Raw genomic sequence first — 12,930 nt, 5'->3', positions numbered from 1 at the left:
TGGATTTCGCGTGGCGCCGAAAGGGCCGTCCCGCCCCGATCCGTAAACGAACAGGTCCGCCTGCTTCAAGCCCCGTGCGGAGTGACCGGCATCCGCTTGTCGGTCTGATCCCGACGCCACAGCGGACGGGATGGCTCGGACGACGGCATCGACATCCGCCTCGGCAAAGCCGGCGCCGTGACGCTCGTGCAGTGCAAGCACTGGAAGCGGCGGCAGGTGGGCGTCCAGATCGTGCGCGAATCGCTCGGCGTTGTGACGAGCGAAGGCGCTCAGTCAGGCATCGTCGTGACCTCGGGTCAGTTCACGGCCGAGGCGACCGACTCTGCCGCGAAGAATCCGATCCGCCTGATCGATGGCCGCGAACTCGTGCAGATGATCAGCGATGTCCAAGCATCAGGGCGAATTGAGACAGAGAGAATCGAAGAGGATTCTGAATCGGCACGTGCATCCGCGCCGATCTGCCCGCAATGTGGCGCTGTGTTGATACCGCGCACCGCCAAGCGCGGCGTTCGTGCAGGCTCCAAGTTCTTGGGCTGCTCGACGTTTCCCAACTGCAATTACACGCGGGACATCGCGACGTATGGCTCACCTTTCGTTTCCCCGCGAAACAGGCGGCCACGGCTCAAACTTCTACTCGCTAGCGCTGACACAATACATAGCCGTGGTTATTGCTGAATGGTCGCCGCTGCCAAGGCCCGCCGGGCGCAGGGGCGGCGGCTGACCCACGAGTTCGCCTGGTCTAGACTGCCCCCAGGTCGTAGGGGACCATCACGGGATGAGCCGCCGGTACTCGCGTCGCGGGGGCTGATTTCGACCAGGATACGATTCTCGAGGCAGATTCATGCAAGAAGCAACGATCGTCTGCCCGAACTGCAAGACCGAGATCAAGCTGACGGAGTCGCTTGCGGCACCGCTCATCGAATCCACTCGTCGGCAGTATGAGCAGCAGATCGCCCAGAAAGACTCCGACATCGTCAAGCGCGAGGCCGCGGTCAAGGAGCAGCAGGCGGTTCTCGCCAAGGCTCAGGAGTCCATCGACGAACAGGTCGCAGCCAGACTGAAAACCGAGCGTGCCGGCATCGCCGCGGCCGAGGCGAAGAAGGCCCGCGACGCTGTCGCCGATGACATCGCCAAGGCACACGAGGACAAGGATGCTACCGAGGCGCTGCTAAAGGACCGTGACGCGAAACTCGCCGAGGCCCGCAAGAACGAGCTTGAACTTCGCCAGGACCGTCAGCGACTCCAGGAGGAGAAGGAACAGTTCGAGCTTGAGAAGCAGCGGGCCATCGACGCGGAGCGGGCGAAGATCCGTGAGTCGGCGCAGAAAGACGCCGACGAGCAGGCCCGCCTCAAGATCGCCGAGAAGGACAAGACCATCACGGATTTGCAGACCAAGCTGCAGGACGCGCTGCGCAAGGCCGAGCAGGGATCGCAGCAGCTTCAAGGCGAAATCCAGGAGCTTGAGCTGGAGGCCATCCTCCGCGAGAAGTTCCCGCGGGACACCATCGAGCCGGTCGCGAAAGGCGAGCACGGCGGCGACGTGCTGCATCGGGTGTTCGGCCCATCTGGTCAGCCATGCGGCACGATCCTGTGGGAATCGAAACGCACGAAGAACTGGAGCGACGGCTGGCTCGCCAAAGTCCGCGAGGACATGCGCGCCGCCGGCGCCGAAGTCGCCATCGTCGCATCGCACGTGCTCCCGAAGGACACCGACACGTTCAGCCTGATCGGCGGGGTATGGGTCACGTCGTTCAAGTGCGCCATTCCCGTCGCCGTGGCGCTCCGACACACGCTGATCGAGATCGCGGCGACCAAGACGGCGGGCGAGGGGCAGCAGACGAAGATGGAAATGGTCTACCAGTACCTCACCGGCCCGCGGTTCCGGCACCGCGTGCAGGCCATCGTCGAGAAGTTCACCGACATGCACGAGGACCTCGACAAGGAGCGCAAGACGATGACGCGGCTATGGGCGAAGCGCGAGGAGCAGATTCGCGGTGTGATCGAATCCACCGCCGGCATGTACGGCGACCTTCAGGGGATCGCCGGCAAGACGCTCCAGGAGATCGAGGGCTTGGAAGTGAAGATGCTCGAAGGTAGCGACGGACCGCATGTGGCCTGAGCGCAGCACTGGACAAGGCTCGAATTAGGAGGCAACACGCGACCCGTGGAGATCCAGTCGGTCAACGATCTGCTCACTCCCGCCGGGCTTGGCCCGCCGGTACTCCGCGCGCTCGTTCCCAACGTTGACAACTACTCCGTGCTTCTCCTGCAACCCCAAGGACACATCGAGGCCAGCGCCGCCGGTGTGCGCCACCAGGACCGTGCACTTGCCCTCAACCAGTTCCGGGGCTTCTTGAATGAGGCTCGCACGAACAACGCCGCACTCGCGGTCACTCCTGAGTACTCACTGCCGTGGGAGACCCTGTCAGAGGCAATCCGGGCGGGCAACACCCCTGCGGACGGCTCGCTTTGGGCACTTGGTTGCGAGAGCATCAGATACACCGAGCTTGAGGCTTTGAAGCGGGATCTTGCCCCTCATGCCACTGTTCTCTTTGAGACACTTCTGCCGGACGACCACCGGTTTGTCGATCCACTCGCATACGTGTTTGTTGCACCTCCAACGGAGCCCAACGGTGCAAGCAGGCTGGTGCTGCTTGTCCAGTTCAAGACCTGTCCGATGGGGGACCACGGCCACTTCGAGGTCAATGGAATGCAGCGGGGAACCCGCGTTTACCAGTTCGGCGGCGATTCCGGAGACCCACGCCTGCTTTCTCTGATTTGCTCGGATGCGTTTGAGTTCCTGGACCCCGAGGCTGAACAGGTCTATGACCGAGCCCTTGTACTTCACATCCAGCTCAACCGACAGCCACGTCAATATCAGTACCGGCAGTACCGCGACCGCCTCTTTCGCTTCGGCGGGGGCGCTACCGAGGTGCTCTGTCTCAACTGGGCGAAGGACGTGCGCGAGGGATGCGGCGGCGCCGCGCAATGTTGGAACAACATTTCCGGTTCCGCATGGTACCTCTGTCCTGACACATTTGACGATCAGGACGCGACTCTATCTTTCAACCACCGCAACGGCCTGTACTATACGTGGTTCCAGGCGATGCGGTCCCACGCACTCTTCTTCAACTACGAACCGGGAGTCTACCTGATCACGGCGAGTAAAGTTGCCCATCGCGGCGTCCCGGCTTCACTCTCTCGGCGCCGCGGACCCCAGCTCACTGCAATGAAGACTTGGGATGCCCACGCCTCTGCCTGGGTGCCGCATCCCGGTCCAACAGACGGCTTCGCGACAGTTGTTGCGGAATGTGGTAATGCGCAACACGACATTGCGGAACTGGCAGGCGTCAATCCGTTCAACGCCGAGCGTGTTCTGGCCCTGTGCGCGGGAAGTATCGGCACTGACGCCAATTGGCATCACCTCCAAAAGCTCGATTCTTGCGGTATCCAGGCGTCGGAAGTCATCCGCCGCATGACCTTCTGTCAGGACAGCGATCCCGACGCACGGCTGTTTCGCATTGGACGACTCAGGCGCTGCGGGCGGCTCTGGGACATTCTGAGCACTCACGCCCACCTGCCGCCCGCACTTGACGATCTCAAAGGAGGCTTCCGCCTCGAATGGGCTCCACACCAGAACGTCGTATCGTCAGCCGGTCGCCGAGCTACGGCCATCTATATGGGTGAAGACGCAAGCGACACTGACATCGAGGCCGTCGGGAAACGGATGGCCGAGTACCTTCAGAGGGCTTCGCCCAATCCCGATGCGGGGATCGAGGCTCGGCAAAGGCTTCACCTCTGGTATCGCCAGGGCAACGGAGCGATCCAGCTATTCGACCGCACTCGCTACCTGAAGATCGACGAGCCTCGATCTGGGTCAGAATTTGACATCGCGAGGGCATCATGATGCTCAACATTGGCCAACTGCGCGAACGACTTGCGCTCCGCTTCCCGGACGCTGAACAGGTCGAGGAATTCGTAATCCGATTCACTCGCAAATCGAACGGCCATGCGTTCGCTCTGTACTACGTCGATGTCGGTTCGCATCTGCCTACTACGCGTGAGGCGCTCACAGACTATCAGGATCGGGTGATAGGAAAGCGGTACTTTGAGGGCAAGAAAAGCCTGCAGTGGAGTAACTATCTGTATTTTGTCGTCAGTGCCGAGCAGGCGCGCACCAGTGCGATGGAAGAAGCCAAACAGTGGATAGAGCTGGATCGCACCTATGCTCGCAAATTCGTCATTACTGAGAGTGAGCTGGATGCTGCGTTCGGGGCTCCTCCATCGGCATCGCCGGACGCACTGCCAGAAGCCAGCATTCACTCGGTGTGGCTCGCAAAGCTGACGGAGGTCGGTCTTGATAAGGCGGTACTGAGCGATAAGCCGCTTCCCAGTCGATTGGCACTGATTGAAACGGCGTCCGCAACACCTTCGCCCCCGCCTACAGTGCCAACGCCGCAGCCATCCCTCAGCCCGCTGCCGTTTCTGAAATCGCTTCAGCTTGCGAAGTTTCGAGAGTTTCCTCTGCAACGCGACTTTGCGTTCGGCACAGTGAATCTCATTGTCGGTGCCAACGGATCAGGAAAGACATCGCTCCTTGAGGCCATCGAGCTCCTCTATTGCGGAAGGAACAAACGAAATGCGCACGCGGACGGCGCGTACGACATCGCGGCGGTGTTCGCCGATGGCAGCAAGGAGACTGCGACGCATACCCGACCTCAGAAGACGTTCAGGCAAAGGAATCTGCACTGGTACGGGCAGCCGGAGGTGAAGACAAACAACCTATACCTGAGTTTTGCACTGTTCAACTTTCTCGATACCGACGCAGCAGTCGGCCTCGCGGAATCGACCGCACGGCTTGACGACGATCTTTCCAATCTGCTCGTGGGGTCCGAGGCGTCCAAGACGTGGCGTGAGATCGAGCGACTGCATGACGCCACAACAGCCAAGCTCCGCGAACTGCGGCCTCTTGAAACTCAAATCAAAAGCGAGATCGTCACGCTTGACGCCCGTCTCAAGGAAGCGGGTAGTGTCAAACAGGAGTCAGACTCAATACTCACGCGGGTCGAGGACATGGTGCGCCGTCTCAAGTGGCCGGCGCCGACCAAGGACAAAGCAGAGTTTCCCGAACTTCTCCTCGAATCGCTTCCGGAACTGGAGTCATTGGCGATGCAGGCCGCCGCGTTTGAGTGGGCGGCGTCTCCTACGTCAGCCGATGGACTGAAGAAGTACAGCAGCGACGCCAAGAAGGCATGCGAAAGGGCGGAAGCAGACATAGAGCGCCTCGAGGAGCATCGAAAGAAGGAAAGGCGACTCGTAGATCAGGTCCGCCGTTTCCAGAGCGCCTTGACGCTGATTGCTGACGCGGCGCGCGTGGTGGACGCCGGCCTGCCCGATCGCGCAGAGGAACTTCGCAAGCTGCAGAACGCCGTGACATCCCACGGCGGATTGCTAGCCGGCTCCGATGACACGTTGCTGACCGTGCTCGCGAAGAGCCAGCCTGAAGCGACTGTTGTCGCACTCGCCGCGGCTGCCAAGGCGGCGCGCACGGCTGCACAAAAGGCAGTGAACGCCGCGAAGGAAGAGCACGCATGCTTCACACGGCTCCGCGATCACTCAGTCAGCCTGGCGCAACAGCTTCGCGACATCGCAGCCCAGATCCTCCAGGTCAGTCCCCTATCCGAGGAGTGTCCCCTGTGCCACACTCAGTTCGCCCCCGGGGAGTTGGCCAAGCACATGCAGCTTGGCGTGGATCAGCACGTCGAAGCTCGCGGACAAGTGTTGCTGTCGCAGTTGCGGCAGCGCGAAGAGGCGCTGCGCCAAGCCGTGATCGTTGAGAATGCGTCAACGTGGCTCGGGAAGTTCTGCGAGCGGGCAGCGATCGATGGAGCGGTCACGGTCGTGGCCACACTGTCGAAGATCGAAGGAGCACGGCAGGCGCTTGTCGAGGCACAGCGACGACTTGAGGCATTGAATAAAGAACTTCAAGCTCTGGAGTCCCAAGGCCTACCCGTTGCCATGTTGGATCAACTCCTCGTGGGCTTGCGCGATTCCGGTCACGCTCTGGCCGATTGGACGAAGGAGACCATCGACCAAGTCCGAGGTACGATCGAGCGCGACCAGGCGAGCGCTGCCAGGACGCTGGAGGAGGAGCGTTCCAAGGCCGCGGCACTTCAGCGATCGCTTGAGGCAGGTCTGGGATTGGGGGAGTCCAGTACTGAGAGCCTGAAAGTAGCGGTATCCCAGCTCAAGGAGCGCCGCGCAGTAGCAGACAGCCTTCGGGAGAAGCTCGGCACCCTGCTCAAGTCGTTTCCGTGGCCGGGAGACAGACCGCTCTCCGAGCTGGTAGTTGAGACCGATTCGATCCGCAAAGTCGCAGCGGAGTTCCAAGCCGTGCTTGGCAGGGAGCAGCAGGCGAAGACCATCTTCGCGGAGTCCACAAAGCGGAGGGAACAACTCGCCAAGCAGCTGGCAGAAGTAAGCCCCCGCATTGAGCGATTAGTCAAAGCTGGCAAGGCACTTGAGGCCATTCAGACGAACCACTCCCTGACCGGTGCCATGGAGGCGGCGCTCAAGCGGAACCGCGCGCAGATCGAGATGATCTTCGGCCGTATCCACGCCCCCGCAGAGTTCTCAGGGCTTGGCGGTTGCCTTTCCACGCTTGTCAGAAAGAACCGCGCAACCGAGGCCACACTCAGCGAGATCAGCACCGGTCAGCGAGCCGCTTTTGCCCTGTCGATTTTCTTGGCTCAGAATGCACAGTTACGGGCGGCCCCGCCTGTGGTTCTGATTGACGACCCGATCGCCCATGTCGATGATCTAAATGCGTTGTCGTTTCTGGACTACTTGCGCGAGCTTGCCTTGGCGGGCAGTAGACAGATCCTGTTTGCGACTGCAAGCGAGAAGCTCGCCACGCTCTTCGAGCGCAAGTTCGATTTCTTGGGGGACGGCTTCCGTCGCCATGACCTACGCCGGTGAACATCACCATTGGTCATGATGACGCTGGCAATATCGCTCGCCGCCAGATTTAGCTGACGCCGCGCCACGGACGCAAACATCACGCCGCCCTAGCCCTTGGCGGCGCCAGCGCTTGATGCCAGCCCTTCCGTCATTGCGGACGCACCCAGTGTCAGCCGGCGAGCTGCGCCGCGCACGGATCAATCCTGCATTCGCGCTGCGCGGAACCGCCGGCGACCGGTAGCGGTCAGTGGCTTTGCCTTCCTCCGCGTACGGCTCGTTCGGGCCGCCGGCGATTGGCTTGCCTGACGGCTTTCAGTCGCGGTGCTTAGGCCGTCGCCGCCGCGCTGCCCGTCTCCGAGTCATGCACGCCTCACGCCGGACCCGCCGAATCTGGCGCCCTGCGGGGCCGGTCCGTCATTCGTCCGTTACCGCCGCACGGGACTCACCGGCGTACCGCCTAGTCGCGGCTGGTGTTGTGTCAGTTCGCGTTGGTCGCCGGAGGATGGAACGTATCGCACGCATCCCCGGCACACTTCGTCTTCGTCTCGGGACGTGCCGACGACGCACACTGTCTCGATCGAACGAAGTGATGTGGCAGCGAGGGAACCGAGTGGTGGAACTGAGCCCCAGACGGACGAGAGGGTCCACCGAAGGACATCCTCCCAGATCGACCTGCGGCCGGGTGCCACCTGCTCCTGCCCGCAACCCGCTCCACTTCACGGCCCAACGTGGCGCTGAACGGTTCTATCATTGCGCGACTCAGACCCGAGGCAGGATCATTGACTTGTTCGCAAGGAGGTGCCATGAAACCCCTCTCGAAGACAGCAGGATCCGGATCGCGCTCACAACAGAGTCGACCGTCGGCGAGTCGAGACGCGCGGGCGTCGAGGCCCGCGCCAAGTGTCCTGGGCCGCGAAACAGGTAACGGCAGGCCGGGATTGCTGTTGCCGACTGCATTGCTCGACGAACTGCCCAATCTCGCGCACCCGCGTAAAGTGGATCTGCTGGATCACAAGCTCGCGCAGATCCTGGTCAAACAGAACGGGCGCTGGGTCGCCATTGACTGGGAAGAGCTCTCCAGCCTCGACAGCGAGGCGATCTTGATGCTTGTCGACTGTGGCTTTATGGAAGCCCGGGCCATCGTGTCGGCTCGTTGGAACTCTTGCGCCACATGGACGAGAGCGGAGTGCCGCGTCAGCGGTGACCACGCTTCGGCAGTCGCTCGTTTCGTCAAGTCAGACGTTCTGCATATGAGCGAACCAGTCGACGGCTCGACAGATCGAAAGAGGTACCGCTACGACATCGTGGCGATCAGGTTGACGGACCAGGGCGAGATTGCCCGAGATGTCCTGCTGAAGAAGAAGCGTCCGCACGTCATCGAGTTCATTCGCGGCTTCGATGGGAATAGCCGCCGACGAGTCCCCGGCCAGATCTTCGTGGAGCGCTCCCTTCCTCCCATTGGGGTGGATTCAATCCGACACGATGAGCCAGACGGGCTCGAGCACGACGGAGGCGCGCGAGGCATTACTCGGACCGGAGTCAGTGCGGCGGCGATTGCCGGGGTGGAGCCTGCTTCGATCGGTTCCGAGGCTGCTCCAAGCACGAAACCTGCTGCAGGGCTTGCATTTGAGACGACATGCCAGGAGGACGCCAAGAACCGTGGTGATGGCACCAAGGCGTGGCGGGTCGCCAAGGAACGTGGGGAGGAGTACATCCGCAACCACCCGTTTCCTGGGGTCAATGAGCTGGCTCGACGGAGCCGCTGCCATCCGGAGACCATGAAGAAGGCGATAACGCAGTCGGAAACTCTGCGTCGTGCTCGAGTTCAGGCTGAACTAGGGTCAATCGCAAACGAGCCTTTGCAACGTGGAACTCAAGCCCCTCAGCTTGCGGGCTGCGCCCACGGCGCGCCGGACCGATCGCCGACTTGCGCACCATCGACGCAAACTGACCTTTCCTCGCGGGCAAATCCGGCCACCTCTGTTGACCCGAGTACGATCAGCATAAAGGAGGGCGCGGCCCGCCTCATAAGCGTCATTCCCGGCATCAGGCTTGACAGCGCAATGTCGCGAGTATCTCGCGAAGCGAGCGCGGGAAGGATCGAGTGTCTTAGGGTCCCTTACAGCGCAAAGCGGGAACTCATTGAATCTAGCTTTGGCGAATGGCTGGCTTGCGAAATAGCCGACCCCAAGCGGTGGCGAGCAGCGAAGTGCCTGCAGGGTAAAGGGGACGGCTGAATTCTGCGCACATGGCGCGGTGCAGCGCGGTGTGGGAACCGCGCTGGCTGCCAAAACTCGCCAAAAACGGGACGATTCTGGCAACGCTTGCAATCGGCAAAGCTCGGTCCTAGCGTCGTTTACGCGTTCAGGCCCAGGCTTGGGACGGCATGGCATGCAAGAGGTCGTCGGTTCGATCCCGATCAGCTCCACTTTCCCCGATTTCCAACTGAATCCGCACTATCCCGCCGCTTGTGGCTTCGCGATGGCCGTGCCCCCGGCGCGCTCCCCTGCGCCGTGGCCCGGCGTGTTGGCGTAGATGAGCCAGTACGCAACCGGAATCACGAACAGCGTAAACACCGTCGAGGCGAACAGCCCGAAGATGAGCGACCACGCCAGACCCGAGAAAATCGGGTCGATGGCGATCGGGGCGGCGCTGAGCATTGCCGTGCCCGCGGTGAGCAGGATCGGCCTCAGGCGCACCACGCGGCTTTCCATGATGGCGTCAAACAGCGACCGGCCGCGCTGCAGCGAGAGGTGGATGAAATCCACGAGGATGATTGAGTCGCGCGTGACGATGCCGGCCAAGGCGATCATGCCGATCATCCCCGTCGCGGTGAAGAAGATGGGATCCGCGTAGCCGCCGACGTTGCCGCCCGAGAGCACGTTGAGCAGCCAGAAGCCGGGCATCACGCCCAGCACCGTGAGCGGAATGGCGAGCATCACGACAGCGGGAATGGCGAATGAACCGGTCTGCGCCACGAGCAGGATGTAGATGCCCGCAAGCGCCACGCCGAATGCGATGCCAAGGTCGCGGAAGACCTCGAGGGTGATCTTGAGTTCGCCCTCGCCGGTGAAAGCGACGTTGATGCCATCGGGCACGGCCCACGCCACGCCCCCGCCGGGCCTGATGAACGAACGGCCGTCGGCGCTGCGTGGCTCAGCCTGTGCGATCCAGCCGCTGCCGGCGCGCTCCGCTCCGTCGGGCATCGCCTCAAATGCAGCGCGATCGGCGAGAAGATCGACGACCACGTCGGCCGGCGGGCGGCCGGCGGATTCGGCCGTCACGTATACGACCGGCTCGAGATTCTTGTGATAGATCGTCTGCTCGACGCGCAACACCTCCCACGCGCCGATCTCGGCCAGCGGCGTCATGGAGCCGCTCGCGCCGCGCAGCCGAATCTCGTTGAGCAGGCCCCAATTCGAGCGCAGCGGCCGGGGCAGACGCAACTCGATCACCACCGGCTGGCGATCGTCGGGATCGCGGATGGTGCCGGCCGTGGCGCCCTCGACGGCCAGGGCGAGGCTCTGCGCGACATCATCGACGGAGATGCCGTTGATCGCCGCCTTCTCCCGGTCCACGACGAAGCGCCACTTGCCCTGCGGCGCTTCGATCGTGTCATCGACATCGACCACGCCTGGCTCGACTTCAAGCCGGCCGCGCACAGACCGCGCGGCGGCGATGAGTTCGTCGTATGACGAATCCGCCTGGCCGCGCACCTCGGCCACGAGCGTCGAGAGAACCGGCGGGCCCGGCGGCGTCTCGACGATCTTGAGACTCGCGCCGTGGCCCGCGGCGATCCGCGTCCACGCGTCGCGCTCGCGCAGGCCAAGCGAGTGGCTCTGTTGCGAGCGACTCTTCTTGCCGACGAGACCGAGGCGGATCTCCGCCACGTTGGCGCCCTGCCGCAGGTAGTAGTGCCGCACGAGGCCGTTGAAATCCATCGGCGAGGCGAGGCCGACGTAACTGGTGAAGTCAACCACTTCCGGCACCTGCGCTATGGACTCCTCGAGGTCTCGCACCGCGGCGTCGGTGCGCTCGAGCGTGGTTCCCTCGGGCAGATCGAGCACGAGCAGCAGTTCGTTCTTGTTGTCAAAGGGCAGCATCTTCAGCGGCACGGTGCGAAACGCCGCGAGCAGCATCGCCGCGACGGTGAGCACGCCCATGACGATGAGAAAGACGGCCGCGTTGCGACGAGAGTGCAGCAGCGGCGCCATCAGCGGATAGAACAGCCGGTAAAGCAGCGTCTGGCGCACGGCAGTGATGTCGTGCTCGTCAACTTCATCGGTCACGGCCGTCGCGGTCTCGCCGCCGTAGTGCCGGCGCAGCCCGTGGTACGACAACCACGGCGTGATCGTGAATGCGACAAGCATCGACATGAGCATGGCGACCGGCACATTGAGCGCCATCGGGCGCATGTACGGCCCCATCATGCCGGTGATGAACATCATCGGAAGAAAGGACACGATCACCGCCAGCGTCGCCGTGATCAGCGGCGGCCGGATTTCCGACACGGCTTCAAGCACGATCTCGCGCGTGGCGCGTCCATGCAGTCGAAAGTGCCGCACGATGTTTTCGACATCCACGATGGGATCGTCAACGAGCAGACCCAGCGACAGGATCAGCGCAAAGAGCGTCACGCGATTGATCGTGAATCCAAAGAGCAGGTTCACCAGCAGCGTCAGGCCGAACACGACCGGCACGGCGACCGCGACGATCAATGCCTCGCGCCAGCCCAGCCCGATCGTGAGCAGCGCGATGACGATGAACACCGCCACGCCGAGCGCTCCGATCAGTTCGTTGACTTTTTCATCGGCGGTCAAGCCGTAGTTGCGGGTGATGACCAGCTCCATGTCGTCGGGGATAATCGAGTCGCGCAACTCACCGGCATGGCGGATAATCTCGTCGGCCACCCAGACGGCATTGGTGCCCTTCTTCTTGGCCACGGCGATGGTCACGGCCGCGCCGGATAGTTCCTGCGGGTCAGCAGCGCCCGTCGCGGGCGCGCCGATGAGCGATCCCGGCGCCGCCGCGTGGTGCCCGAAGTCCCTTGCGGGCCCCCAGCCGTGCCGGACGTAGCTGGAGATCTCCGCGGCGCCATCGCTGATCTCCGCCACATCCTTGAGAAACACCGGCCGATCGTCGAACAGGCCCACGACGAGTTCGCGCAATTCGGCTGCGCTGGAGAACGCCTGCCCCGCCTCGACGCTGACGTGCTCATCGCCTCGGTCGATCGCACCGGCCGAGGCGGCGACGTTGGTCACGGCGATGGCGCGCTGCACGTCCGCCGGAGCGATGCCGTAGGCAGCCAGGCGCGCCGGATCGAGCCGCACGCTGACCTGCCGCGACTCGCCGCCCACCACGTAAGCCCGCGAGACGTCGCGCTGCGTGGCGAGGCGCTCGACGATCTCCTCTCCCACGCGGCGGAGCGTGAACGGATCGGCCGACGGCCCGGTGAGTGTCATCGTCACGATCGGCACATCATCGATCTCGACGGGCTTGACGACCCAGCCGCTCACGCCCGGCGGCACGAGATCGATCTTCTCATCGATGCGTTTGTAGAGCTTGACGAGGCTGCGTTCGCGGTCTTCACCCACGAAGAATCGCACGGTGATGACGGCGCTGTCGCGCCTGGACATCGAGTACACGTATTCGACGCCGTCGATCTGGTAGAGAATCTTTTCGAGAGGTGTGGCGACGAGGCGCGCTGTCTCCTCCGCGCTGTGGCCGGGGAAGGCGACGTGAATGTCCGCCAGCGGCACGACGATCTGCGGGTCCTCCTCGCGCGGCGTGAGCAGCTGAGCCGCGACGCCGAGAAGCGCCGCCAGCGCGATGAGAATGATCGAGAGATTCGAGTGCAGAAATATGCGAATGATCGCGTTCACGCCGCCGTGATGGTGCGCGGCGGCGGGCGCAGGTGCCGGACCATGGCTGGAACTCGGCTCGCCGGCGTCAGTCATGCTCATCGCTCCG

General features: G+C 62.9%; 6 protein-coding genes. 5 read left to right on the top strand and 1 reads right to left on the bottom strand.

The window, feature by feature from the left end:
• Window positions 1-216: 216 nt before the first annotated feature.
• The 5 genes from IT430_19880 to IT430_19860 all read left to right on the top strand — a co-directional run bounded on the left by IT430_19880 (window position 217) and on the right by IT430_19860 (window position 9,197).
• Window positions 217-675, top strand: coding sequence for a restriction endonuclease (locus tag IT430_19880; protein ID MCC6910198.1), 459 nt, complete (start codon window positions 217-219; stop codon window positions 673-675).
• Window positions 676-841: 166 nt separating this feature from the next.
• The gene (locus IT430_19875) at window positions 842-2,119 is read left to right on the top strand and encodes a DUF2130 domain-containing protein (protein MCC6910197.1); all 1,278 of its coding nucleotides are present in this window, start codon (window positions 842-844) and stop codon (window positions 2,117-2,119) included.
• 45 nt (window positions 2,120-2,164) lie between these two features.
• Window positions 2,165-3,907, top strand: coding sequence for a hypothetical protein (locus tag IT430_19870; protein MCC6910196.1), 1,743 nt, complete (start codon window positions 2,165-2,167; stop codon window positions 3,905-3,907).
• Window positions 3,904-6,978: an AAA family ATPase gene (locus IT430_19865; protein MCC6910195.1), complete on the top strand. Its 3,075-nt coding sequence runs from the start codon at window positions 3,904-3,906 to the stop codon at window positions 6,976-6,978. Before IT430_19870 ends, IT430_19865 begins: the two co-directional genes overlap by 4 nt.
• 785 nt (window positions 6,979-7,763) lie before the next feature.
• The gene (locus IT430_19860; GenBank protein ID MCC6910194.1) at window positions 7,764-9,197 is read left to right on the top strand and encodes a hypothetical protein; all 1,434 of its coding nucleotides are present in this window, start codon (window positions 7,764-7,766) and stop codon (window positions 9,195-9,197) included.
• Window positions 9,198-9,416: 219 nt separating this feature from the next.
• On the opposite strand, the gene IT430_19855 is transcribed toward IT430_19860, so the two are convergent.
• On the bottom strand, window positions 9,417-12,917 hold the full coding sequence (locus IT430_19855) for an efflux RND transporter permease subunit (GenBank protein ID MCC6910193.1): 3,501 nt from the start codon (window positions 12,915-12,917) through the stop codon (window positions 9,417-9,419).
• Between the last annotated feature and the right edge of the window lie 13 nt (window positions 12,918-12,930).

Source organism: Phycisphaerales bacterium, from assembly GCA_020852515.1.
Classification (GTDB): Bacteria; Planctomycetota; Phycisphaerae; order Phycisphaerales; family UBA5793; genus UBA5793.
This window is presented reverse-complemented; position numbering and strand designations above follow the sequence as displayed.